Raw genomic sequence first — 24,065 nt, forward strand, 5'->3', positions numbered from 1 at the left:
CGAGGCCGATCAGCTCGCCGATCGTGTCGCCGTCATCGACCACGGCCGCAAAGTCGCCGAGGGCACGCCCGACGAGCTGAAGACCGAGGTCGGCAACTCCACACTCCAGCTGCTGCTCGCCGACCCGGGCGAGGTACCCGCCGCTGTGGAGGTCGTACGGCGCGTCCTCGGCGACGACCCGGTACTCAGCCCGGAGCAGGGCCGCCTCAACGTCGCCCTCGACCAGGCCGACCTGGCCGCGGACGTACTGATCGCGCTGCGCACCGCCGGGGTGTCGATCTCCTCGGTGAGCGTGGCCAAGCCCAGCCTGGACGAGGTGTTCCTCGCCCTCACCGGTCACGAGACGAATGGGTCCGATGGGGCCGGCACGAAGGAGAACCGATGAGCACCGTGATCGCACCCGCCCGCGAGGCCGTACGGGCCGCCGACCGTGTGGAGGCCGCCCGGCGGCGCGTCTCCATGGGGGAGACGATCGGTCAGACCCTGACGATGGCATGGCGGGCGCTCAAGAAGATGCGCCGCAACCCGGAGCAGTTCTTCGACGTGACGCTGCAGCCCATCCTGTTCACCGCGATGTTCGCCTTCATCTTCGGCGGCGCCATCGCCGGTGACGTGGAGAGCTACCTCCCCCTGATGATCCCCGGCATCCTCGCCCAGACCGTGCTGACGACGTGCATGGCCACGGGCACGCAACTGCGCGAGGACATGGAGAAGGGCGTCTTCGACCGGTTCAAGTCGTTGCCGATCGCCCGGATCGCGCCGCTCGCCGGCCCTATGGTGGCCGACCTGGTGCGCTACACGATCGCGGCCACTCTGACCTTCGGCATGGGCCTGGTGATGGGCTACCGCCCGGGTGGTGGAGCGGGCGGCGTGCTCGCCGCGATCCTGCTGGCGATCTTCACGGGCTGGTCGCTGGCGTGGGTTTTCACCTGGGTCGGCACCATAGCCCGCAGCGCCCAGGCGGTGCAGGGCATCTCCATGATGATCCTGTTCCCGCTGACGTTCCTGTCGAACGCGTTCGTCCCGGTCGAGACCCTGCCCGGTTGGCTGGCCGCGTTCGTCCGCTTCAACCCGGTCTCACACCTGGTCACGGCCACCCGCGACCTCGCCAACAGCGGCCTCGTCAGCGGAGAGGTGGCCTGGACGCTGCTGGCGTGCCTGATCGTCATCGCGATCTTCGCGCCGCTGTCGGTACGCAGCTACAAGCGGCACATGTGACCTGCGCCCGTCACGGCCGGAGACCCGCTCGACGAGACCGCGCGCCTCGTCGAGCAGGTCGGAGCCGCGCCGATCGCCGTACTCGGCCCGCAGGGCGGCGATCATCCCGGGCGCGGCCCGCTCCGCGTGCGGTTCGATCCGTTCGAAGGCCATGCTGGGCATGCTGGTGTTGTACGCGAACCGTTCGGCCAGCACCAGCAACCCGATCGCGTCGCGCGGGGCCATGGCTCCGCGCAGCACCCCCCACGCGCCGAGCGCGAAGAGCATCGAGCCGCACAGCGGATAGTCGAGGACCGGGCTGTCCGTGGCCAGCAGGTCGTAGCCCCGGACGGTGGAGAACAGTTCCTCGCCGTACCGGGAGTCTTCCGGCGGCGCGTGGTACGCGTACGCCGTCAGAGTGACCGACTCCGCCATGATCGTCCACGGCGTGACCTCCGCGCGCAGCACCCCGGGCAGACGCAGGTTGTGGGCCCGCTGGACGGCCAGGCGGTATTCCGCGAGCGCGGCGGCCGTCCTGCCGCGGGCGAGGGCGAGCTCGGCCGCGCACAACGAGGCCATCGCCACCCCGCCGAGCACGGTCTCGTTGTCGTTGATCCGGATGATCCCGGCGAGTTCGGCCTCCGCGGCGTCGAGGTCGCCGTCGGCGAGAGCGGAGATCAGCAGCAGCGCGCGGAGCTGAACCTCGTCGTCGGCGGCGCCGATCCGGCTCAGCACCGGGATGGCGGTACGCGCGTGTCCGACCGCCCGCCGTCGGTCGCCGTGCTGCATGACCAAGTGGGCCAGCATGGCGTGCATGATCGCGGCGAACCACGGCCCCTCGTCCTCGCGGACCATCGTCAGGGTGAGCTCGGCGGCCTCGATCGCCCCGGTGACGTCTCCCGTGTTCTCCAGGACTTGGGCGCTCATCTGCGTCGCGGCCCAGACCACGTAACGGTCGGTGCTCCGGGACAGCTCCTCCAGCCGACGGCGCACGTCGGCGCCGTCGTCCGCGTCGCACGCGAGCAGCACCGTGGCCATCGCCGCCATTCGGTGATCCGTCGCGTCACCGGTGGGCAGCCTACGGAGGAGGTCGCGCATCGGACCGCTGCCGCGGTCGGTGAAGTTCAGGCTGTTCATGAGCGTGATCAGCATGGCGGCCCTGGCCACCTCGAAGAGATGCGGCGGCGGCAGCCAGCCGCTGACCACCTGGGCGATCGCGTCGCGGTGAACGAGAATCCGGGAGTGGTCGCCGCGGATCGACCACAGCGCGCCGACGCCGGCCAGCAACTGGGCCATCGTGACGGGATCGGGCTCGCCGAGAGCCTGCCGGAGCAGATCGGCGAGGTTGCTCTCTTCCGCGTGCAACGCGTCGGCCGCCGCGAACTGCCCCGGGCCGAACAGCTTGGAGCCGTGTTCGAGGGTGTACGCCGTCGCCCAGGCCCGCTGCGCCGCCCGAGCGGACGCCTCTTCGCCGGCCTCCTTCAGCCGCATCCGCCCGAACTCCCTGACGGTCTCCAGCATCCGGTAGCGCAGGCCGTACGTCGTCTCGCGGACGCTCAGCATCGACTGCTCGGTCAGCGCGTTCACCACGTACAGGGCGTCCGAGCCCAGTACGTCCTCGGCCGCGGTCAGCGTGAAACCGTCGCCGAACAGCGACATCCACCGCAACGCCAGCCGTTCCGGCTCGTCCAGCAGATTCCACGACCACTCGATGACCGCCAGCAGCGTCTGGTGCCGATCGGGGGCCGTACGGTTCCCGCCGCGCAGCAGGGCGAACCGGTCCGCCAGGCGCCGGGCGATCTCCTCCACCGACATCGCCCGTACCTTGGCCGCCGCCAGCTCGATCGCAAGCGGCAGCCCGTCAAGGCGGGCGACGATCTCCTCGACCACTCCCTCGTCGATCCGCACACCCGGGCGAGCGGCCGTGGCTCGCTGGCGGAACAACTCCACCGCGTCGCCCGTGGGCAGCTCGCCGAGCGGGTAGACGCGTTCGGCGGGGATCGACAAGGGGGCGCGCGAGGTCGTGAGCACCCGCAGGTCGCGGGTCGTCACGGTCAGGAACGCCACCAGGTCGGCGACGGCCTCGATCACGTGCTCGCAGTTGTCCAGGATCAGCAGCGCCGGAGCCTGATCGAGATGCTGGGCGATCCGGGCGCGAACGTCCGAGCGCTGCTCGGCGGTCAGGACACGACGCCCGCTGACCGAATCCCGAACCCCGAGTGCCGAGCCCACCTCGCCCACCACGCCCTCGGGCGAGGACACGCCGACGAGCTCGACGAAGTGAGCGACGGGCTGCGCGACGTCTCTGCCGACGACATGGGCCAGCCGCGTCTTGCCCAGCCCGCCAGGGCCGATGACGGAGACCACCCGGTTGGTTCGCAACAGGGCGTGCACCGCGCGGATGTCGTCATCGCGGCCGAGCAACGAGGAGCCGTCGAACAGGATGCCCGCACGCACCGGCCGGTCCGCGACGAGGAGTTCGGCGTACACGCGGGCGAGCTCAGGCCCCGGTTCGGTGCCGAGCCGGGCCACCAGGCCCGCGCGATACCGTTCGTAGCGCTCCAGAGCGGCGGCGGCACCTCGTACGGCGGCCTCGCTCCGCAGCAGGCAGGCCAGCAGTTCCTCGTCGTGCGGCCCGTCGGCCGCGGCCTCCTCCAGCAGCGGCAGCGCGGCCTCGTGAGCGCCGCTCCGGCCCCGCGCGATCGCCGCCACCCGCCGGGCCTCGGCCACCCACTTCGCCGCCATGCCCCTCAGCTCGGCGAGCGCGCCCGTGGCACCGTCCGAGCCGCCGGCCACGAGACCCATGGCCTCTTCGGCGCGGCGACGCGCGAGCGCCACGTCGTCCTCGCCCAGTGCGGCCCGCGCCTCCGTCACCAGCGCGCCGACCAGCAGCGCGTCCACCTGATCGGCGGCCAGCCCGAGCCGGTAACCACGCGGGATCCGCACCACGACGTCGGCACCGGTCGCCGCCCTGGTCCGCGAGACGACCACTTGAAGCGCCTTCGTCGGATTGGCCGGCGCCTCATCGGGCCACAGCTCCTCGACCAGGCGCTCGTCACTGACCCCTGCACGCCCGTGCAGGGCGAGCACGGACAGCAGGGTCTGCGCACGATCGCCGACCACGGGCACACCCTGCCAGCGGACGCCGTCGAGCAGGACCAGAGCGGGGGACACACCCACAGCTTACGGACGAGTCAGACGCGAGCGGCGTGACCGCTCAGTCTGAAGCGGTCGAGTCGCGGAAGAGGAAGCTGTTCGAACGATCCGTGTGCAGGTAGTGGTGGAACCGCGTGGCCTTCGCCTGGGCCGTCCTGTCGGCGGTGACGATCGTGAGGAGGACGTACTTCTTGGTCACGGCCACCCGCTGCTTGCCGTAGACGTACGTGTCGAGCATCTTGTCCCGGCGCCACTTCACCGCCCGGGAGGAGCCCGCCAGGTGGACGGCCGTGGCCTTGGCCGCCTTCACGGTGGGGAAGGACATGATGACCTGGACCGCCGTGAGATGCCCACGGTAGGCCTTGTAGGCCAGTTGAACGACGCGCTCGCACTTGTTCCTGGCCAGCACGCCGTTCCTGTCCACCGGCGCGCAGGAGCCGTAGGTCCAGCCGCCCACCTTCTCGGCCTTGAACGTGACGCCGCCCAGACGGAAGTTCCAGTCGCCGTACGCGTCGGCGTCGATCGGAGAGTCCGGGCGGCGCTCGTTCTCGCTGGGGCTCGGCTCCTTGGGCTCAGGTGTGGGCTCTGTGGTCGGCGAGGCCGCGGCGGTGCTCGGGTCGGGGGCGCTGAGGTACTTGTACACGCTGAACGTGAAGCCGCCCGGCAGAAGCACTGCCAGGATCACGACCAGAGCAGAAACAACACCGGGGTATTCCCGCGGACCGGGTTGCCGAGGGTGTCCCATGCGTCAATTGTGCTGTACTTCATTACCTTCTGCCCCAAAACACCGTCAGCAGAACATCGGCTTGCCGGCATCCTTCGGAACCTCCGGCATGGAGTCGACGACCTTCACGGTCATCACCGCCGTGCTGGCGCCCGGAGTCTCCGTGACCTGTCCGCCCTCCTGCCGCCCGATCCAGCTCCGGTAGCCGAGGAACCGGTAGGTGGCCGGCTCGAAGATGAGCTCCCCACGTTCCCAGCCGTAGGGGTTCTCAAGCTTGAGCGAGGCGCCCACCCCGTGTCGTCCGGCGGGGTCGGTGAGGTCCGGGACGATGGTCACGGTCGGCAGCTTCGACAGCGCGCCGAAGACCGTGGCCCTGGTCCGGGAGGAGGTGAGCGGGTCCTGCGCCAGCCCGAGCAACGAGCTCGCGACGACCTTCTCGACCCGCATGTCGATCTCGTCCTGGCCGAGGTCCGTCTCTCCTCGTCTGCGCTGGTCCGACCGGACGAACGTCTCCGCTCCCTGGCGGATCTTCGCCAGAACCCGATCAGGATCGGCGGGAAGATCGGCGGCCTGGAACGGCAGGCTCAGGGAGTGCTCGGGGCACTGCCCCGCGCGCTGATACTCCACAGTTCCGGGGGATTGCACGTGCTCAGGGCGCCCGCTGGTGGCGTGTGTCTGACCGTACGTCGAGCGCGTCAGGGCCTTGCCGGGATCCCCGGCGGGCATCCATACCTCTCGGCGCACGTCCTGCGTGTACTCGCCCTCGGAACCGCTGGCGAACGTGACGTTCTTCTGGTCGACGTAGACGAACTTCCCCGGCCCGGGCCGTACGTCCTCCCGCGCCGCGACCGAGGCCGCCTGCCGGAGCAACTCGGCGGCGCTGGCCGGAGGGGCCCCGAACGGAGCGGAGTCGTGACCGCCACGCACCACGACCAGTCCCGCGGTCACCGCCGCCGCGAGGCCCACGGCCACGCCGGCCCTCATCGCCCACCAGCGGACCGGGAACCGGCCACGTCGGCGCCTCCCGATCCGCTCGGCCTCGATCTCCTCGGCCACCAGCACCCATGCGCGCGCGGTCACCTCGGGCGCGGGTCCGGGCAGGCTGTCATGGTGGGCCTTGATCGCTTCGAGTTCGTTCATCACAGTGCCTCCCCGGCGGGACCGATGATCTTGCGGAGCTTCTTGCGGGCGCGGTTGAGACGTGATCCCACCGTTCCCTGAGGTATGCCGAGAGCCTCGGCCACCTCCTCGTAGCTGAGTTGCGCGCAGGCGACCAGCAGCAGGACGTCCCTGTCCCCGGACGAGAGCCGGGCGAGACCGGCGGCCAGCCGCGGTTGCATGACCGCAGCGGAGACCCGCTGCACCACGCGCTCGTCGTGGCTGGCGATCTCCGTGGCATCGGCGCTCCTGGCCAGCGCCCGATACCTGCGCGCCTCACCGCGACGGTGCTCGGCGACCAGGTTGGAGGCGATGCCGTACAGCCAGGGCCGGGCGCTGGGGCAGGTGAGGTCAAAACGGTCCCGGCTACGGAAGGCGCGCAGAAAGGTTTCCGCCGCGAGGTCATCCGCGGCCGCCTCACCCAGGCGCAGGTGAACATAGCGGTGGATGGAGGCGAAATAGCGATCGAAGACGGCGCCGAAGCGATCAGGGTGACGCCACGACGCCTCTATCACCTGCGCGTCGGTGCCCTCGCTGGGAGGCGCCGAATCTTGAGGGGGAGCTGTCATGCATGCCGGCCTTTCAGGCGATTACCTCGGAACACCCCTAGTTCGGCGAACCCCCCATTCCTCTTCACGGTCCATCACGCCGGCCAACGATCTCCGGCATGCCGGCAACACTGTCCCGGCTCAAACCCCCGGGGAGAAGGCCCGCATCAGCACGGCACCGGTCGCGAACGCCAGCGCCACGCACAACGGGGTGTAGAGCAACAGGTTGAGCCAGTAGAACGGGGTGCCGGTGTCCGTGCCCAGCCCGAAGGCCCAGGCGAGGCCGAGCTCCGCACGCGCGAGCAGCCCGCCGCCCAGAGCGAGAGCGACCGCCTTGGCGAGCCGACCGCCCCGCCCGCGGGAGACGGCGACCACGGAGAGGGCGGCGACGGTGAGCACGACGATCAGGGGAACGAGGATGCGCGCAGTGAAGGGCGTGTCGAAGTTGAGCAACGCCAGGGAGAGCGCTCGCGGGTCCGCCGCCGGCCGTACCAGCCAGGAAAGGTGAAAGAACGCGTCGAGCAGCAGGACAGCGGCGACGAAGGCCGCTGGGAGTGAGATTCTCATGCCCGGCAGGAGGCGCGGAAATCGCCGGTGGTTCCATGGAACCTTCTCCACGGTCGACGCCTCTGGATGGATATGACTTGGCCTGTTGCTGATCTGGACCCGGTACGGAGGCTGCGGGTGCTCGCCTCCGCCATCCCCGGGGCGTACATGGCGGAACGCGTCATCCCCGCCCCGTTCGAGGACGTCTGGTCCGTGGTGAGCGCCCTGGAAGAGGAGTTCGGCACCTTCGAGCCGGACATGCGCCGCTTGACCATCGTGTCCGGGCACGGGAGCGAGCGCCTGGTGGCCAAGGCGCGAAGCAGGTACGGCATGCGTGCGAGGTTCGACGTCGAGCTGCGGCCCGGCTGGTGCTGGATGCAGAGCAGGTTCCTGATCATCGGCGTCGCGGCGGCAGCCGTACCGGGAGGAACCCTGGTCGCCCAGACGGGAGGAATCCGCGTCCCCGGCCGGGCGGCGCTGGTGCCCCTGGGCGTGCGGGTCGCGGGAGAGAAGGCGCTGGCCAGGCTCGAGGCGAGGGTCGTGCGTCGATGAGCGCCGACCTGTTGCGCGCCGCGCAGGGCGGCGACACGATGGCCATGAACGACCTGCTGAGCGAGCTGACGCCCTACCTCGGCCGGATCTGCGGGCCCATCGCGCTCGACAACGGGCCCGACGCCGTCCAGGAGTCGTTGATCGCGATCTTCCGGAACCTGGGGAGCCTGCGCGATCCGCAGGCGCTCCACGGCTGGGCCCGGGCGATAGCCGTACGGGAGGCAGTCAGGATCGCGAAACGGCGGCACCACGCGGTGGAGCTCGCCGAACTCCCGTCGAGGCAGGACGTCGAGAGCGCGGTGGACATCCGCGACGTGCTCGAGCGCCTGTCACCCGAACACCGGGCGGTGCTGGTCCTGCGTGACCTGGAGGGGTTGCCGGAGGATGAGGCCGCACGGCTCCTGCACGTACCGGAGGGGACGGTCAAATCGCGCCTGCACCGCGCCCGCCGGAGCTTCCGCAAAGCATGGCAGTCGTGAGGTCGTGAGGAACCTCGTGAGGCTCGGACGCCTCCTTCTGGTGGAATCCCACAGATCGGAGAGCATCCATGAGACCTCGCACGCTCGCGGTCCTGAGCCTGATCCTCACCCTGGCCGTCGGCGCCGTTCTTTATGGCGCGTACGGCTACCGCCCAGCGGTGGCCGCCTACCGGCCGCCGGCGAACGCGCGGTTCCTCGACACCCCACTCGCTCGCTTCCACTACGTCAAGGAGGGCTCCGGCACCCCCGTCGTGCTGCTGTCGCCCGGGGCTTCATGGACGTACGGCTGGCGCCGTCAGGTGCCGGAGCTCGCCCGCGACCACACGGTCTACGTCGTGGACCTCCCCGGCCAGGGATTCACCCGGCTGAAGGACCGCGACTTCACCTGGGACCTGAGGGGGATGACCACGGCGATCGGCGCGTTCCTGAACGCGGCGGGCATCGAGCGTCCCGCGCTCGGAGGGCTCTCGTGGAGCGGAGGCTGGGCGCTGGCCTACGCCCAGCGCCACCCCGAACGCGTCAGCCGCCTGCTCCTGCTGTCCCCCTCCGGCGCCGCCACCCGCGATACCTGGGTATATGAACTCATGAAGTACCCGGTCATCGGGGAGTTGTGGAACAACTGGTACTACGCCGACAGGTCCAGCTCCCGCGCCGCGCTCGACCGCATCCACGTCAACCGAAGCAGGATCCTCGAGCAGGACGTCGACGCGTTCTGGGCACCCGGCACCTTCCCCGACAACCTGGAGAGCCAGGTCCTGCTCGAACGCGGCCTGGACTGGCGTGAAACCCTGGCCGCCCTGCCGTCCACCACCACTCCCACCTTGGTGATCTGGGGCCGCCAGGACACCGTCAACCCGGTGCGGCAGGCCCAGGAGTACGCTCGCCGGATGCCCGCCGTGCAGGTACGCGAACTCGACGGCTGCGGCCACGCGCTGACGACCGATTGTCCCGAGGAGGTCGTACGGTTGATGGCGGACTACCTGGCTTCAGCGCCCGCATCTCCATGATTACCGGCACATCGGGGACACGCTCGCGGCCCAGCCCGGCGGACCTCAAGGCCATGACAGCGTTCGAGCAGCACTGATCTACCAGCACGCCACGCGCCAGCGAATCGCCGACGCCCTGAGCGCTCGCGTTGAGGTGGCACAGCAGAAGATCGTCAAGGTTCAGCGTGCTGATCGCCTTCACTGTGACTCCCCGCCGTCCCCGTCGCTTCCTGCCCGGTCCGGGCACGCGACGGGCACGGCGGCATCCTCGCTGGGCGGTCTTCGGCATTGCACCGCGCCTCTCCGCATGGGTACAGCTCGGCAAGCCAACCAGTAGGCGATCGGGCACGGCGCCGGGGACGCTGGACAGCACCGGAGGCCGTCACCCTGCACGCCGGGGAGCGAGTTGACGCAGGAACCTGCGGTCAACGTAGGTGAGAGGGTGTGCGCGATCCGTCCTGAACACCCTCGGACGGCTCTGTATTGCAACCCGAATTGCAACTCTGAGGCAAGTCGTCTGCGGCGTCCGAGGAAGCCAGGACGATGGCGACGATCAGCCGTATCGCGGTGACGAGCGCGGCTGGAAGAACGAAGAAGAGCCAGAACCCCCATGCATCCCGCCCCGATGTCCAGGCGATCACGAGCACGAGGATCATGGCAGCGAGAGTGAAGACCAAATTGAGGATCTTGCGGCGCGGGCTACGGGACATCACAAAGAGCGATGCCGCCACGATAACGACCGGTATTGCGTACACAAGGATCATGGCGAGCAACACGCTGGACTCCTCGGCTTCCACGAGCGTTCGCAGTGGTTCCCTGCTCGGACCGTCTCACAGAGCTTGAGGTCGGATTCACTTGGACTCTCCCGAGGCGTCTTGTCCTCCTGGCTGGGCGAGGATGATCCGTGCATAATCCGTATCTTGATGGCGGCCCAGTAACCAGGCTGGGAGACTCGACGGTGTGAGCAAGAAGGAGCAGGCGCTCGTACGAGAGTTGTTTCCCGGCCTCGTGACGGAGCTGATCGCGTGCCTCAGAGAAGAGGGGGAGGAATACCTCGCCATCTCTGCCTGGGACATCCGGTTGTACGAGGATTGCGGATGCGGTGACGACTTCTGCCAGAGCTTCTATACGGCTGAACGTCCACCCGGGGCATATGGTCCTGGGCACAGGAATGTGCTGCTGACTCCGGCAGAAGGTGATCTCATCCTTGATGTTGTCGAGGAGCGAATCGTGTTCGTAGAAGTGCTGTACTATCCCAGGCTGCAACGCCCACCGTATTGAAGACTGTCAGCTTGGGAATTGCAGCCATCACGGCCCGCTGGGTGCTGAGCTGGGCAAAGAACCGGTCCTGATTGACTGCCCTTAATGGCACGGCTTCGTATCAGCTTGTCCAGAGAACGATCTTTCCCACAAGGATCGCGCCGAACCAGAAGGTAAACATCATGGCCACTATCGAGCGAGCCTGCTTGCGCTCCTGATCATTCCGACCTGGCCGCCGTACTCTTGCGATCAGCGTGATGGCCGCGGCTACAAGAGCAAGGGTCATCGAGATTTCGACAGAGGTCATGAGGTGAAGGTACTGCGGCCATAATCCCCTCTGTATCCCACTTTCCCGTCTACCTCGTCCACTCGTGGGCGAGCAGGCCAAAGGCCGGGGCCACGGTGGAGCGCCCTACTGGGTTCTGGTTCACTGGCCAGCACGAAGCCGACCGCCAACCCGACGGGAACCGCCAGGAATTGGCCGATGCCCAGGGCCGTGAGTACGGCGAACCGCGTGCTCGAAACCGCCGCCACGTGGCAGCGACCAGAACGGCACCGCCCGGAGCCGAGCCTCCGCCGGAGGCATCGAAGTGCCCAGCTCAGCAGACATACGGTCCAGAGCGGTTGGTAGACGTTGAATGACAGTTCGGGCACACTTGTCGTCCCCCTATTGGAGGATCAGATGTCGGCGGTTGGACCAGCTGAGGCCCTGATTCTTTTGGTGATCTGGGTCGTTCCCGCAGTGGTGCTCTTCTTCCTCATTTACTGGGCGGTCCGGCTGGCGATCAGGCATGAAGGGCGACGGGTGCCGAGCCTGCACGAGCGTGTGACGGCGGAACGCGAGGCTCAGCGTCGTGAATGGGCGGAGCGCGAGGCTCGGCGGAATACGGAAGCGCCTGATGAGCTGTAGTCGGGCGTCTCGTCGGCAAGATGGGGCGGCGATATGACAGCGGACCGAGCTGCTGGCGGCCGGGACCGCCCCCAGGCTGCATGCCCGGCGGCGCGGTGATCTTGGGCTGGGCTTTGCCCTGTCGTGCGATTACCCTCCCACCATGACGATCAGATTCACCGCTCAGGTCGCCGGAGCTTACGAACACCCCGAGGACGAATGCATGTCCGCCGGTGTGAGCGAAACCGAGCACGGCGATGGCATGGTGCTTACCTTCCAGTGCTGTACCTATGGAGCCTGACCGCCTATGGAGCCGTCCAGGAGCTCACTCTGCGAGACAAAGTGCTGCGTGTTGTCCTCGACCTCGACGCTTTGGAGGCGCTTGGTCTTGCCGAGCCCGAGATTGAGGCGGTTCTCGATGTAGACGAGCAGTCCCTCGACCGGTTTCGGCAAGGACTGCGCCACATCCTTGCCTACGGTCGTGCTGAAGCCCGCCCTCGGGTTCTGGAGCTATAGAAGGCCATTGCCGGAGCGAAGCACCGAGGACATGAGCCCGGACAAAGCTGAGAGCCTGCTGGCAAAGGATTTGGTCGCTGAGGCTGGGACAGGGATGCCCTGGTCGAGCCCCTCTTCGAGCGATACGCCTGCGGACAGGTGCGGGCTCCTGATAGCTGAGGTGTTGTCTACGCAACTCGGCCACCAGGAGCCCGCTACCGGTCTTGTCCAGTCCCGACCGGCGCGGCAAGGTTCTGGAACTCCTGGCCGCCCGCCCTGGCGTGCCTGGAGAGGGACCGAGCTGGCCGCCATCCCCAGCGGGTGACGCCGGGAGAGCCGCTACGCTCCCGTGGCCCCATCGATGCGCTCCCGGATCAGGTCGGCGTGCCCGGTGTGCTGCGCGTACTCCTCCAGGAGGTGGATGTAGATCCAGCGGAGGCTGACCTTGCCGGTCGGCGCCCGGGGGTCGTCGGCCAGCTCATCGAGGTCGATGTCCGCAACCGCGGCGTCGCAGGCAGCCGTCTCCGCGAGGAAGGCGGCGTAGTCCGCCTCGGCGTCGGCGTCGGCCACCAGGTCGAAGTCGCCGTCTTCGTACTCCTCCGTGATGTGCAGCTCGGGCAATTTTTCGTGCAGGAACTTCTCCCGGAACCACCAGCGCTCGACTTCCGTCATGTGTCGCAGGAGGCCGAGCAGCGTCAGGTTGGACGGTTCCACGGAGGCGGTCTTCAGTTGCTCGGAGGTGAGGCCGGCGCATTTGCGCAGCAGGAACACCCGGCGGAGCTTCAACCAGTTATCCAGCATCTCGCGTTCGCCACAGGCCATGTCCGTCCGAGGTCCCCGCTCTACGTCGGGTGCTGTCCACGTCATGTCACCATTTTGACGACCTGCGCAACCGATTTTGCGGGGTACGTATCTTGCCCGCCGGGCCTATCGCTCGAAGATGAGGCTCGACCAAGGCATCCCTGCCCCGGCCTCAGCGACCAAATCCTTTGTCAGCAGGCTCTGAGACGTTCGTCAACTCCCGCTCCCGGGCCGCAGTACAAGATCGAAAATGCTACTTCACGATCACTTGAACGGGCGCCCGCAAGCGACCGTGATTGACCACCTCTAATAGCACGTTAATGGCACGGCATCACGCCAAAAATACGCCTCCTCCAACGGCTCTGGGCCCGACACCGCCTAGCGGGCGGAGGCTGAGGAGTAAAGCCCTGGACCGGCGATCGCCTCAGGCCACGTACAGGCGACCGTGAGGGGCCTATCAATGCGGTGCATACCACTCACCAAACCGTATAAGCAGCTCAGGAAGGGCCGTCCCACGTTGTCCATGTGGGCCCCGCCAGTTGTGGCCACGCGCCGCCACCCGGTCAAGACGGCCGCCCCAGGTTTCTTGGAGACGCGTCCCGGTGCCGGCAACTAATATGCGCGGCATGTCGTCTCCGTCCCGCCATGAGGTACCGGCTATTCGTCCTGCTGCCTGGCGTGTGCAGCCAACTTGGACCAGTCTGCTGCCGACGGGCGTGAAGTCATGCCCGCCGCTGGGCACCACCGACGGCCACACGAATTGGGTGGCGGCGGTGACGACCGCGGTCTTCGACGGCCGTGCCGTAGCGGTCACCGGGGGCGGCGACGACACAGTACGGGGTTGGGATCTGTCAACCGGCGAGCGGGTCGGCGCCCCGTGGACTGGTCACACGAACGCGGTGCGGGCGCTGGCGATGTCCGTTCTGGACGGTCGCCCCGTTGTGGTCAGCGGTGGTGACGACGGCACCGTACGGGTGTGGGAACTCGCGTCCGGTAGGCCGGTGGGCGAGCCGTTCCATCTTCAGGCTGACAGCGTGGAGGCCCTCGCGATCGCGGAACGCCATGGCCGCAGGGTGGTGGTCACCGGTTGCTACGACACGACGGTACGGGTGTGGGACCTGGAAACGCGGCAGGAGGTGATGGCACCGATCCGCGGCCACACCGGCCCGGTGTACGCCGTGGCGACGGCGGTGCTGGACGGCCGCTGGGTGGCTGTCACGGGCGGCGACCGAACGGTCCGGGTATGGGACCTGGATACCGGTGATCCGGTGGGCAGCCCGTTCACCGGCCACAGTGGATACGTGAGCGCGGTTGCGGTCGCGGAGCTGACTGCCGGCCATCTGGTGGTCGTCTCCGGTGGCTACCAGACGATCACACGCGTGTCGGACCTGGCCACCGGACTGCCGGTCGGTGACCTCCCCCGATCTGCGGACTTGGAGGCCGTGACGACCACGGTCGTCCACGGCCGGCTGGTGGCGATCACCTGCAACTCCAATGAGCCGACCATCCAGGTGTGGGACCTGAAAACGGCCGAGTTGGTCGGGGAGCTGTTCCCTCAGCATCGCCGCACGGTGCATGCGGTGGCGACGGCAGTGGTGAACGGCCGGCAGGTGGTGGTGTCGAGTTGCGACGGTGGGTCGGTCCGGGTGTCCGATCTGGTCGTCGGCCAACCGGCCGACAAGCCAGTTCGCCACGACGCCGCGATCACGGCGGTGGCCACCACGTCAGTGGCCGGCCGACCGGTGGCGGTCACCGGCAGCGATGACGAAACCGTACGAGTATGGGATCTGGACACCGGCGATCAGGTGTGCCAGCCACTCACGGACCACACCGGCGCCGTCACTGCCGTGGCCGCGACCCAAGTGGACGGTCGCGCGGTGGCGATCACCGGAGGCAAGGACAGCAATGTCCACCTCTGGGACCTCGCACTGGGGAAAGCGGCCGGAGCACCGTTGACCACCCACCGCGGCCCGATAACCGCGGTCGCGGCCGACAACACGGACGACCCACCCCGGGCCATCACCGCCAGCGACGACAAGACCATCCGGGTATGGGATCTCCGCACCGGCGAAGAGACCGGAAACCCCCGCAAGAGCGACCATCGATGGGTACAAGGCCTCACCACCACCACGCTCGATGACCAGCCCGTCGCCGTCCTCGGACGGTGGGGCGGCGGCTTCCGGGTCCGTGACCTCACCGTAAACCGCGACACCGGACTCCAGACCACCGGTAGCAACGGCAAACCGGTACGCCTCGTGGCCGCCACCATCGTGAACGGACGACCCATCGCCATCACCACGAACGACGACTGGCGCGACCCACCGATGAAGGTATGGGACGTCGCCACCGCTCAGCAGATCGGCCGGCTTTCCCTGGGAACCGTGGTCGCACTCGCCGCCACCACGATCGACGGCCACCCCATCGCAGTCGCCGCCAGCCACAGAACGGTAGCGGCATGGAGCCTCACCACCTTTGACAGGATCAGCCCCGACATCGAGTTCCTCGACCCGGTCAACGCCGTCGCTGCCACCCCACAAGGCCACATCATCGTCTGCTTCGACCGTGACATCGCCGTACTCACCGCAACCCGATCGAGCTGACCGTGGCATGGTTCGACAGGACCCCCTGCGCCAGGCCCTCAACCTCCTCGCCGAGCATGGCCCTCAAGCCCTGATCACGCAGGTCCGCCAAGCCGAACACCCCGACCCCGAAGGCAAGCGCTGACCGCGAGGCAAGGTGTATGACGACGTCACAGCGGTTATATAGCGAGGTCTCGTCCGCAGAGACGCGCCGAGCGCTCAAGAAGCTCGGTGATCAGTTGGAGTCGTAGCAGCGTCCAGCACCGGCGAAGGCCAACGAGGCCATTCCCTCGATCATGGGGAATGGCCTTCCGCGTGGGGCAGACGCCGACGTCTCTTCCTGCCGTATCTACGTGGACCCCGTTGACGCCCTGTGGTGGCTTGCGGTTCGTAGCCAGACCATCGAATCAAGACGATGGAGAGGCCGACGAGGATTGTGACCACACCAGAAGCGAAGACCAGAAACGCTATGACGGACTCGCCGTCTGGATTGCCGAGTCCGGACGGTCGTCCGTCGATCCAGCTCATCGTGGGCCACGCCTGGGTGGCGACGATCGCTCCGAACGCGGTCGTGATCGCACCCATGACATGGCTAGGAGGACGCGTCCACGAGCCCATGGCGGCCAGCACGACCCGACCGCCAACCCGACGGGAACCGTCAGGAATTGGCCCATGCCCAGGGCCGTGAGTACGGCGAACCGCGCGTGCTCGAAACCGTCGCCACGTGGCACGGACCAGAACGGCACCGCTACGACACCGCTGAGAAGGCCGATCGCCAGTAACCGGAGCATCGCCACGTACACATGATTGTGGACTGGTTGGTTGCTGTGCTACCTCACCAGAGCGTGAGGCGGCGAATGCTGCACGGCTGAGGGCGGGGCATCGGGTCGTGTGCTTCCAGTCGCCATGGTCCCGGTCCCTTCTGCAGACGGCCGAGTATGCGCGGTTGGCGCTCGCGAACGTTGGCCTCGGGGGCAAGACTTACGATGACGCTACCGCTGCTTATGTTCCTCAATGAGGACAACCCGTTGCGATGCCATGATCAGATCAGCTGCCGTAGCCCGATCCATCATGGCCCTCTGTCTCATGAGAGCTTCGCTTCATTTGATGATCGGGTCAGACATCCCTGGAGCTTGGATGTCAAGCTGCGAGGTGTTCCATGGAAAGTGGCCTTTGTGGCCAGCCAGTCCGGCCGGGGGAAATCCGGTCGACAGGCAAGCCACAGTGCACTGTGATAGTCCAGCCCCCGCCGCACGGAGCGGGCCGATCGCAGGAGGTGCTCTTGGCAACCGTGAGAACCGCGGACACCCGCCCCACGATCAATGCCTCACTGGTCAGGAAGCTGGTCGATACGCAGTTCCCACAGTGGGCCGCGTTGCCTCTGGAGCTGCTCGATCCGGCCGGCTCGGACCATGTGATCTACCGGCTGGGCGAGCAGCTGTCCGTCCGGCTGCCCCGCCACGACGGCGCCATCGGACAGGCCGAGAAGGAACTAGAGTGGCTGCCCCGGCTCGCCCCGCGACTGCCCCTGGCCATCCCGGTACCGGTGGGAGTGGGTGAGCCCGACTTCGGCTATCCGTGGCGGTGGGCGGTGTCCCGCTGGCTGGAGGGCGAGGTGGCGACCGTCGAGGCGCTGGCCGACTCGTCCGCGGCCGCCGTCCAACTGGCGGAGTTCCTGGTCGCCCTGCAGCAGTTCAGGTCCGAGGACGTTCAGGCCATGGAGGCCCGCGGGGACCTCGCTGACCAGCCGTTGGCGGGCCGGGATCGCGCGACGCGGGCCGCCATCGCCAAGGCCGACGGCGTGTTCGACACTACCGCCATGACCGAACTGTGGAACGCGGCCCTGAGCGCCCCCGGATGGGATCGCCCTCCGGTCTGGTTCCACGGCGACTTCCACACCGGCAACCTGCTGACCGTCGGCGGCCGTCTCAGCGCGGTCATCGACTTCGGCGGGCTCGGCATCGGCGATCCGGCCTGTGATCTGATCATCGCCTACACGCTGATGTCAGCCGACAGCCGCGCGGCCTTCCGCGCCGCGCTCGATGTGGACGACGCCACCTGGACCCGGGGTCGCGGCTGGGCCCTTGCCACCGGTCTGAACGCCTACACCACCTATGCCGCCGTCAACCCGAGGGTCGCCGCGCAGACCACCCGTCAGATCACCGAGGCCCTCATCGGCTAGATCAGACTTCGGCGGAAAGCGGAGCCGTAGCTGTACTCTGCAATTGTAGAAAACTGAAAAGGCTACAGTGGCCTTTGACCTCCCGTGAAGCCTAGGAGATTCGAACTCCTGACTTCCTGCTTGCAAATGGCTACGACGATCTTGAGTGATCTGCGTAGAAACTGCTCAAGGGGCTGATCGTGTCCCCGTGACTCCCCGCTGTTCCCTCTGGTTTCCGTCCGATCGGGTACGCGACGGGCATGCCGTAGGCCCTCATTGTGGTCGTTTCGGGCGCTCAACTACTCTCATTCCACCTTGAAGCAGGGAGGCGGCAAGTGACCGTAAGGCGTGCGCGATTCGTTCTGATGTGGATCGGCTGCCTGGTTCTCGTTCCAAGCATCCTTCTCGAACGATACGCACAGGATGCCAGAGAGAAGGCCAGATCCAGCGAACTCTGGACGCTGATGCGAGAGAACCAGTATTTCGGGAGCACACCGCACGCTGATGCATCCTATGAGTCCTTGATCATTAGTGGATGGATAGGCATCGGCCTTGGCGCCCTCTGGATTCTGGCCGCTATAACGTGTTTCGTCCTCGCTCGGCCCCCGTTGGACCTCACGCCATCTACAAGGAAACCGGGGAAGTCCGGTACAGGCATACCTATCATCCGGCCCTTTCCCTGATCTTCCCATCGCCGTCGTCCCACCCGTCAGGGGAGCGGGCCAGAGGGCAGGGGTGGAGCTCCCCGTTGGAAGAACGACCTTCGCCCCTGCCCCCTGGTCTGCTCGGGCTTGCCCTGGGGGCGATGGCGACGGGAAGATCAGGCTGGCCGGCGGACCATCAGCATCCCCTCAGTCATCGTCCCCTCGCTGGTCGAGCACTTCGCATTGTTCGTCGACGAGGCAGAAGACAATTTCGTGTTCCTCGGCAAGCGGGGCACGTTCCTGCGGGGTGGCAACTTCCGGCGTGAGGCCCGATGGGCGGACGCGTTTAAGGAGATGGGTCTCCTGGGCTTGCACTCTCATGATCTCCGGCACACGGGGAACACGCTGGCTGCGCAATCGGGGGCATGCCTCGCTGATCTCAAAGCACGGATGGGGCACGACAGCGACCGTGCGGCGCTGATCTACCAGCACGCCACCCGAGACGCGGACCAGAGGATCGCCGATGCGCTCAGTGCGCGGGCGAAGGCCGAGCGGAAGAAGGCGGAGAAGAAGCGCAAGAGGAGAGATGACGATGGCAGCGCGGGCGCGCTGGTCCCCGCGAGCTAATGGCACGAACACCCCGTCACATGATCTGTGGCGGGTTGTTTTTGCTGGTGGAGCCTAGGAGATTCGAACTCCTGACTTCCTGCTTGCAAACGGTCTGATCTACGAGGGCAACTGCCTCGACCTGGGCGACAGGCAACTCGCCAGCGACCGTGACTGACCCCTGTTGACCGCCTTAATGGCACGCAGAAGGTCCGCCGCCTCACCGACGAAACCCGGACCCTGAACGAACGGCTTCAAGCCGCCCGCTCCAACGCCCGGTTCGCCGACCGACGCATCGCCGAACTCGAAGCTCAGCTGCTCGAACGCCTCGGTTCCAAAGCGGGCAGCCGCGAAACCCTGGTGCATGCCGCAGCGCACGAAAAGTACGGTGAGGAACCTCCAGCCGAGGATGGGCTGGGATGGGCAGGCAGCGCAGGTGAAGAGCCTCGAACTGGTGATCGTAAGATCTACGCACATATGTGCTCGTCGCCGAAGGCCAAGTAACGGTATACGAGGGAGGCAACCGTGGGGGTCTGCATCTACATCGACGTCGTCAGGGACGGAAAGAAGCTTGGTAGCTACGACCTCGACAATAGCGCGTACTACCTTCGCGTGGGGCTGGAGGCACTGGGGCTCGACGGCGACGAGATCGTTCACGGGGTGGGGGGACCAGACGGCGTCGACGCCGAGGGGTCGGAGGAAGGATTCGTGGGCCGACTCGCCCCCGAACAGGTCAGAGCCTTCTGGGAGCGCCTTTCGCCCGTCACTGTCGAGCAGTTTATGACGGGCCTACGGACGACCGAGAACGTCAACGGCGACGACGAGGAGTACTTCACGCTGTACTTCGCCGACCTCAAGGAGACGTACAGCGCGGCCGTTCGCGCGGACGCGGGTATGACGATGTCCTGGTACTGACGGCCCGCGCTAGTCCGAGATCCCTCTTTCGTGATCGACATGTTGGGGATCGGGGGGTTGAGCTGGACTTTCGACCCGAGGTCGCGTATTAGCCATATGGTCAGCGCGGCCGAGGTCGCCGCGCGGGTGGCCGATCGGCGCTGGCACCGCTACCGCGCCGGGCAGGGCGCCAAGGGCCCGCGCTGGTACGCCCGGGCCTGGGCACGCATCGACGACAAGACGACGGACGGCTGTCGGTGGCTGCTGATCCGACGCAACCTGACCACCGGTGAGCCGGCGTTCTACCGCTGCTACGCGCCCACCCTCAAGTCGTTGATGACCCTGGTCAAGTTCGCCGGTCTCAGATGGGCGGCCGAGGAGTCATTCCACGCCGCCAAGGGCCAGGTCGGGCTGGCCCACTACCAGGTGCGCGGCTGGACGGCCTGGCACCGGCACATCACCTTGGCCATGCTCGCACGTTAATGGCACGAACGCCCGCACCAAGATCGGTCGCGGCGCGTTCCATGAGGTGGAGCCTAGGAGGCGCCCGCCGTCATCCTGCGATCGACTGGTCGAAAATCATCAGGATCTGCATGCACTCATCATGTATCTAATCCGCTGTTCTCGGCCATTGTGGCCACGGATCTTGCCGGATGGACCCGGGATGAGGCTGTCAAGAAATTCATCAGGATAAATCAGCTGCTGCCTCGTACGGATATCGTGCATTCACTGTGCATACTCGGTCAAGGGGCGATTGCCTGGGCATACAGGCTGGACGCGTCTGGTGATCAGGATGGCGTGCCTGATGGGGCACTTGCTCAATTCTGTCTTAGCGCCAGAAAATATTGCGATTAACTATGGCTATGGAACTGCTATGAGCCTGCCTAAGACGCCTGGCGCGACCCTCATACCTAACCCTAAGTTGCTGAGATCACTACAGATTCTGCATATCATCGGCACTCGTGAAGACATCGGTCAGGCCAGCTTGCCAGAAAGACGCAGTGATCATCTCCTCGCCGGGCAGGAACAGCCATACCGGGCCGGACGCACCAGGGTAAGCCGCCGACCGCGTGTATATGTGCCCCGGTGGACTTCCTCGCGCGCTGATTGCCCTGCCTGAAGTCGGCGGCTCACAAGGTTCGGGAAGTGCTGCTTGCCCGCACGCGCGCCGCCGTTGGGGGACCGGCCGAAGAGCTGCCCCATGCCACACTGTTGCCTTTTCGTCCCGAAATCTCGGCAGCGAGATCGCTACAGGTCGTTTGCGCTGCTCGCAGGGTCATTAACGGCCGCTCAAGGTCGCCCGAATATGGCACGGTTGCTGCCCCCGGCCCACCGCCGCGCCAGGGGCCAGATTCTCGGAATCACGGCATATCTGCGCGTATCGGATCTTTCGGGAGCTACGCGTCAGAATAATATCCATTTTAATGGCTGATATTCGGACATCAAGGACACTCCCTCCTTTCGCTCCTTGCTGATTATTTGCCCGCTTATAAACGTGCGTGCGTCTTTCATGATTGACGCTGGGGTATCTCCCTTGTCGCACTATCGCAGCGGTGTGGGCGTATGCGAAAGAAAGAACAACTCTAGCATCCGCGCTACCGCGACACCATTCACGAGCTCGATCTGACACAGGTCAACGAGCCTCAGGAAATTACCTGACGTTCTCGATGGTAATGCTCACCACGGAAAGGAATGCCCTATGCCATTCATCATGCGCAAAACACTCCCCAAGCTGGCCGCACGTACACTCGCCGCCACCGTCCTCACCGCAGCAGTCATGACGCCCGCGGTCGCGGCATCCTCTGCCCCCAACCCGGCCGAGGCATACATCTCGAGCGTCAGTGCGAACGGAAACGGGTGCCCGCCCGGGACATGGGAGGCGGCGATCAGCCCCGACGGGAAGTCGTTCACCGTTGCATTCAGCTCATACGAGACGCTCATCGAACCTGGTGGTGATGCTTCGGATAAGGAATGCACGCTCTCGCTGAACGTGCATACGCCGCCGGGGAGCTCGCTTTCCACCGCCAAGTTCTCGTACCAGGGCTACGCGCTCATGGACCAAGCAGGGATGAGCGCGACGCAGAGCGCAAGCTACGACTTCCGCGGTGCTCCCGTCCCGGCTCAGTCGGTTCGCTCGCAGATCTCGGGGCCACACGACGACACGTACCTCTTCTCCGACCGGATCTTGCTTCACGACGACGTGGCGTCGGCGCAGGGCGAAACCCGCGCGCTGAACGGGGAAACGCGCCTAGTCCTCACCAACAACCCCGCAAAGACCGGCAGCGGCTACTTCAACACCAACAGTGTCGACGGGACGCTCCAAAACGGACCGGGCTGCACCATCGACCGGCGCACCGCCACCTCGGGGCAGACCATCGTCGGCACCTCGGGCGCCGATGTCATCTGCGGGTCACCGTTCGCCGACCGTATCGCCGCGCTGGGCGGCGACGACGTCATCCTCTCCTTCGCGGGCAACGACCGGATCGCCGCCGGTGCCGGCAACGACACCGTCTTCGGCGGCAACGGCGACGACGACATCAGCGGCGACGACGGCAACGACACCCTCGACGGCGAAGCCGGCAACGACCGGATCCTGGGCGGGCCGGGCACCGACACCGCCAACGGCGGGCCGGGCACCGATTCCTGCGTGGCCGAGACGACCACCTCCTGCTGAGTCAGGTCGACGCTCCGGTGATGTGGCTTCGGGACGAAACAGTCGAGGTCGGAGCCGGGCGACCTGCTTTACCCACCTTGGCCGCGCCGGGTCCCGAAGCGAGGGGACCCAGGTCGGACACTTGCGGGCAGGAAGGAACCTGCGCGACCCGCCCGGCCAGCGTACGGGCCCCCTCGCTCCCGGCCCGACCAAGGACACCGGGCGGAAGCCGGCCGCCCTTCACCATCGCCCGGGAGCCGATCCGGCGCAGGAGTGCGACCAGCGTGCGATCCGCCGCGGTCAGCTTCGGTGAGCAGTGGCGACCCAGAGTCCAACTTCTGAGCGAGGGCAAGGCCCCGATCAGGCACAAAATCGGGTTCCCAAGCTGACATACCCATCACCCAGGTAGGGGGTTGTTCGCTTGCTGCACTTCGCGTGTCATGGCTAGGCCATCGAGCACGCGACCATGGGGACCGTGAGCGGCTCGCGGAGGACGATCGCTTCAGGAGGGCGGTCACCACAGGCGACAGATGCGTGACCACGGACGCGGTAGTCACGCAGTTTGTTACTCTCCCTCGCCTCACAGTGATCGGCGAGGGAGAGTCTTCCCAGGTGGAGCCTAGGAGATTCGAACTCCTGACTTCCTGCTTGCAAACGGGAGCCGGTCACGACGTAGAGCCTTCCGCTCCCTGCTCAAGCGGTAGTTGGAGACTGGTGGCATTTGATTGGGTGAGGCAGCGTTGCTGTATCTGGCTGCTGTACGGCACCGCGCGAACGGCAGCACCGTCTGACGATGCGCCGGCCGAAACCCATCGCCTCAACCGCACGGTTCGGTCTCTCGCCGCTTCGAGCTACCTCAAACCCGATGCCACCTCGATGTGCCGAACGACGAGCAGGAGATCCGCCGAGTGCAGACGTTGCTCAATCTCGCTTAATCGGATGCTGAGGAGGTCGCGCTGCGCTTCCGTGAAGACGGCGCCGAAGTCCAGGCACTCGCTGACGCATATGGTGATCTCCAGGAGAACGGGGTCCGAGGAGGGCAGCAGACGAGGGAAGCGTTGGCGGCGCCAAAACCGCAATGCGAGCAACGCGGCCTTCCGGGGATTGCCGTACCAGTACCAGCGAACCTGAAGGTTGGGATTTGGTTCCTCTGCACGCGGAGATCGCCGGCCTTGCATTTTGGCCTCCCGACGCCTTGTCGCGTAGGCGTGGAGCTCGGCATGCCAGGCAGCGCGGCTGGCCTCGATAGCGTCCAGCGCCTGAAGCAGTGCCGCCTCATCGTGTTGAAACCTCCCGGCCTGGAACTCGAGGAAACTCAGCGTCGCCTCGAATCCGAGTGGCCGATACAACTGCACGCAGGACCGGAACGCTGACAGCCGCCATCGGTAAGGCAAGGCAGGATCACGTACCCTACGGGCAAAGCTGGCGAAGCTCACCGAAAAAGGCTAGCCAATTGGACGCCGGGAGGCACCAACTCGGCAACGGCGCTGGCGGGGACATTACTAGTGGTCTGTCCCAACCACTCACTTCCGGACCTGACCGTCCGCTTTTCAGGCGGACCGATCGCCCTGCTCGGGCGATCGAGACCGTGCTCAGGCGCGTGTGGACGGTGGCGCAGATGCGTCGGCATATGGGGACGTTGCTGTCAGTGCTGCTGTCACCGCTGCCATGGTCACCCGGTGGCAAGACCCGACGGAGGAGGGCCTTGCCGGCGATCGCCCCAGCCCGTATGACGGG

General features: G+C 66.5%; 22 protein-coding genes and 2 pseudogenes. 14 read left to right on the plus strand and 10 right to left on the minus strand.

All coding sequences use genetic code 11. From position 1 onward, the window contains the following. Window positions 1–385 (plus strand): ATP-binding protein DrrA1-3 family domain-containing protein (locus ACWEPL_RS55950; RefSeq protein WP_452441421.1); only part of this gene is annotated, 385 nt, incomplete at its 5' end. Beyond that, window positions 382–1,218, plus strand: a complete 837-nt coding sequence (locus tag ACWEPL_RS55955; RefSeq protein WP_449907686.1) for an ABC transporter permease — start codon at window positions 382–384, stop codon at window positions 1,216–1,218. The genes ACWEPL_RS55950 and ACWEPL_RS55955, both read left to right, overlap by 4 nt. Window positions 1,219–2,904: 1,686 nt before the next feature. Here the strand turns inward: ACWEPL_RS55955 and ACWEPL_RS55960 are convergent. The 5 genes and pseudogenes from ACWEPL_RS55960 to ACWEPL_RS55980 form a co-directional block, all read right to left on the minus strand. Then, window positions 2,905–4,377: pseudogene (locus tag ACWEPL_RS55960) on the minus strand (BTAD domain-containing putative transcriptional regulator); the annotation flags it as partial. A 37-nt stretch (window positions 4,378–4,414) separates the two neighbouring features. Further along, the gene (locus tag ACWEPL_RS55965) at window positions 4,415–5,038 is read right to left on the minus strand and encodes a hypothetical protein (protein ID WP_452441423.1); all 624 of its coding nucleotides are present in this window, start codon (window positions 5,036–5,038) and stop codon (window positions 4,415–4,417) included. 105 nt (window positions 5,039–5,143) lie between these two features. Further along, window positions 5,144–6,217 carry a CU044_5270 family protein gene (locus ACWEPL_RS55970; RefSeq protein ID WP_452441424.1) on the minus strand — a complete coding sequence of 358 codons (1,074 nt, stop codon included), beginning with the start codon at window positions 6,215–6,217 and terminating at the stop codon, window positions 5,144–5,146. Continuing rightward, entirely contained in the window at window positions 6,217–6,804 is a 588-nt protein-coding gene (locus ACWEPL_RS55975) for an RNA polymerase sigma factor (protein ID WP_355212271.1), read from the minus strand. Before ACWEPL_RS55975 ends, ACWEPL_RS55970 begins: the two co-directional genes overlap by 1 nt. Before the next feature lie 120 nt (window positions 6,805–6,924). Beyond that, complete coding sequence (locus ACWEPL_RS55980) at window positions 6,925–7,350, minus strand: hypothetical protein (protein ID WP_452441425.1); 426 nt, start codon at window positions 7,348–7,350, stop codon at window positions 6,925–6,927. Window positions 7,351–7,422: 72 nt separating this feature from the next. Here ACWEPL_RS55980 and ACWEPL_RS55985 point away from each other — a divergent pair, with 72 nt between their 5' ends. The 3 genes from ACWEPL_RS55985 (at window position 7,423) to ACWEPL_RS55995 (ending at window position 9,367) form a co-directional block, all read left to right on the plus strand. After that, a complete protein-coding gene (locus tag ACWEPL_RS55985; protein WP_397375247.1) occupies window positions 7,423–7,881 on the plus strand; it encodes a hypothetical protein in 459 nt (152 codons plus the stop codon). After that, window positions 7,878–8,360 (plus strand): RNA polymerase sigma factor, encoded by a 483-nt coding sequence (locus ACWEPL_RS55990; protein WP_452441426.1) that lies wholly within the window; start codon window positions 7,878–7,880, stop codon window positions 8,358–8,360. The genes ACWEPL_RS55985 and ACWEPL_RS55990 overlap by 4 nt, the downstream gene beginning before the upstream one ends. 68 nt (window positions 8,361–8,428) lie before the next feature. Then, window positions 8,429–9,367: an alpha/beta fold hydrolase gene (locus tag ACWEPL_RS55995; RefSeq protein ID WP_452441427.1), complete on the plus strand. Its 939-nt coding sequence runs from the start codon at window positions 8,429–8,431 to the stop codon at window positions 9,365–9,367. 404 nt (window positions 9,368–9,771) lie between these two features. Here ACWEPL_RS55995 and ACWEPL_RS56000 read toward each other — a convergent pair whose 3' ends face one another. Continuing rightward, window positions 9,772–10,122, minus strand: coding sequence for a hypothetical protein (locus ACWEPL_RS56000; RefSeq protein ID WP_363978500.1), 351 nt, complete (start codon window positions 10,120–10,122; stop codon window positions 9,772–9,774). A gap of 184 nt (window positions 10,123–10,306) precedes the next feature. Between ACWEPL_RS56000 and ACWEPL_RS56005 the strand changes: the two genes are divergently transcribed. Next, entirely contained in the window at window positions 10,307–10,627 is a 321-nt protein-coding gene (locus ACWEPL_RS56005; RefSeq protein WP_452441428.1) for a hypothetical protein, read from the plus strand. A gap of 100 nt (window positions 10,628–10,727) precedes the next feature. Here the strand turns inward: ACWEPL_RS56005 and ACWEPL_RS56010 are convergent, their stop codons facing one another. Further along, window positions 10,728–10,913: a hypothetical protein gene (locus ACWEPL_RS56010; protein ID WP_452441429.1), complete on the minus strand. Its 186-nt coding sequence runs from the start codon at window positions 10,911–10,913 to the stop codon at window positions 10,728–10,730. 363 nt (window positions 10,914–11,276) lie between these two features. Between ACWEPL_RS56010 and ACWEPL_RS56015 the strand changes: the two genes are divergently transcribed. Further along, window positions 11,277–11,516 (plus strand): hypothetical protein, encoded by a 240-nt coding sequence (locus ACWEPL_RS56015; protein WP_350742161.1) that lies wholly within the window; start codon window positions 11,277–11,279, stop codon window positions 11,514–11,516. A gap of 142 nt (window positions 11,517–11,658) precedes the next feature. Next, on the plus strand, window positions 11,659–11,796 hold the full coding sequence (locus tag ACWEPL_RS56020) for a hypothetical protein (RefSeq protein ID WP_452441431.1): 138 nt from the start codon (window positions 11,659–11,661) through the stop codon (window positions 11,794–11,796). Here the strand turns inward: ACWEPL_RS56020 and ACWEPL_RS56025 are convergent. Both ACWEPL_RS56025 and ACWEPL_RS56030 read right to left on the minus strand, forming a co-directional pair. Then, entirely contained in the window at window positions 11,784–11,960 is a 177-nt protein-coding gene (locus ACWEPL_RS56025; protein WP_452441432.1) for a hypothetical protein, read from the minus strand. The genes ACWEPL_RS56020 and ACWEPL_RS56025 overlap by 13 nt on opposite strands. A gap of 369 nt (window positions 11,961–12,329) precedes the next feature. Continuing rightward, window positions 12,330–12,857: a DinB family protein gene (locus ACWEPL_RS56030; RefSeq protein ID WP_452441433.1), complete on the minus strand. Its 528-nt coding sequence runs from the start codon at window positions 12,855–12,857 to the stop codon at window positions 12,330–12,332. A 560-nt stretch (window positions 12,858–13,417) separates the two neighbouring features. Between ACWEPL_RS56030 and ACWEPL_RS56035 the strand changes: the two genes are divergently transcribed. The 6 genes and pseudogenes from ACWEPL_RS56035 (at window position 13,418) to ACWEPL_RS56060 (ending at window position 22,349) form a co-directional block, all read left to right on the plus strand. Further along, window positions 13,418–15,391: a WD40 repeat domain-containing protein gene (locus ACWEPL_RS56035; RefSeq protein ID WP_452441435.1), complete on the plus strand. Its 1,974-nt coding sequence runs from the start codon at window positions 13,418–13,420 to the stop codon at window positions 15,389–15,391. Window positions 15,392–16,646: 1,255 nt separating this feature from the next. Further along, on the plus strand, window positions 16,647–17,552 hold the full coding sequence (locus tag ACWEPL_RS56040) for an aminoglycoside phosphotransferase family protein (protein ID WP_452441436.1): 906 nt from the start codon (window positions 16,647–16,649) through the stop codon (window positions 17,550–17,552). A gap of 866 nt (window positions 17,553–18,418) precedes the next feature. Further along, a complete protein-coding gene (locus ACWEPL_RS56045; RefSeq protein ID WP_452441437.1) occupies window positions 18,419–18,802 on the plus strand; it encodes a tyrosine-type recombinase/integrase in 384 nt (127 codons plus the stop codon). 504 nt (window positions 18,803–19,306) lie between these two features. After that, window positions 19,307–19,696: a hypothetical protein gene (locus tag ACWEPL_RS56050; RefSeq protein WP_452441438.1), complete on the plus strand. Its 390-nt coding sequence runs from the start codon at window positions 19,307–19,309 to the stop codon at window positions 19,694–19,696. A 102-nt stretch (window positions 19,697–19,798) separates the two neighbouring features. Beyond that, a pseudogene (locus tag ACWEPL_RS56055) lies at window positions 19,799–20,152 on the plus strand (IS701 family transposase); the annotation flags it as partial. A gap of 1,222 nt (window positions 20,153–21,374) precedes the next feature. Beyond that, window positions 21,375–22,349, plus strand: a complete 975-nt coding sequence (locus ACWEPL_RS56060; protein ID WP_452441439.1) for a DUF4360 domain-containing protein — start codon at window positions 21,375–21,377, stop codon at window positions 22,347–22,349. Between the two features lie 830 nt (window positions 22,350–23,179). Here ACWEPL_RS56060 and ACWEPL_RS56065 read toward each other — a convergent pair. Further along, window positions 23,180–23,764, minus strand: a complete 585-nt coding sequence (locus ACWEPL_RS56065) for a hypothetical protein (RefSeq protein ID WP_452441441.1) — start codon at window positions 23,762–23,764, stop codon at window positions 23,180–23,182. Window positions 23,765–24,065: the final 301 nt, after the last annotated feature.

This window comes from Nonomuraea sp. NPDC004186, assembly GCF_053603495.1.

Bases quoted from the DNA above. Each gene is read 5' to 3' on its own strand.
- ACWEPL_RS55955 (WP_449907686.1), top strand. From the start codon at position 382: ATGAGCACCGTGATCGCACCCGCCCGCGAGGCCGTACGGGCCGCCGAC.
- ACWEPL_RS55970 (WP_452441424.1), bottom strand. From the start codon at position 6,217: ATGAACGAACTCGAAGCGATCAAGGCCCACCATGACAGCCTGCCCGGA.
- ACWEPL_RS55975 (WP_355212271.1), bottom strand. From the start codon at position 6,804: ATGACAGCTCCCCCTCAAGATTCGGCGCCTCCCAGCGAGGGCACCGAC.
- ACWEPL_RS55980 (WP_452441425.1), bottom strand. From the start codon at position 7,350: ATGAGAATCTCACTCCCAGCGGCCTTCGTCGCCGCTGTCCTGCTGCTC.
- ACWEPL_RS55985 (WP_397375247.1), top strand. From the start codon at position 7,423: ATGACTTGGCCTGTTGCTGATCTGGACCCGGTACGGAGGCTGCGGGTG.
- ACWEPL_RS55990 (WP_452441426.1), top strand. From the start codon at position 7,878: ATGAGCGCCGACCTGTTGCGCGCCGCGCAGGGCGGCGACACGATGGCC.
- ACWEPL_RS55995 (WP_452441427.1), top strand. From the start codon at position 8,429: ATGAGACCTCGCACGCTCGCGGTCCTGAGCCTGATCCTCACCCTGGCC.
- ACWEPL_RS56010 (WP_452441429.1), bottom strand. From the start codon at position 10,913: ATGACCTCTGTCGAAATCTCGATGACCCTTGCTCTTGTAGCCGCGGCC.
- ACWEPL_RS56020 (WP_452441431.1), top strand. From the start codon at position 11,659: ATGACGATCAGATTCACCGCTCAGGTCGCCGGAGCTTACGAACACCCC.
- ACWEPL_RS56030 (WP_452441433.1), bottom strand. From the start codon at position 12,857: ATGACGTGGACAGCACCCGACGTAGAGCGGGGACCTCGGACGGACATG.
- ACWEPL_RS56035 (WP_452441435.1), top strand. From the start codon at position 13,418: ATGTCGTCTCCGTCCCGCCATGAGGTACCGGCTATTCGTCCTGCTGCC.
- ACWEPL_RS56060 (WP_452441439.1), top strand. From the start codon at position 21,375: ATGCCATTCATCATGCGCAAAACACTCCCCAAGCTGGCCGCACGTACA.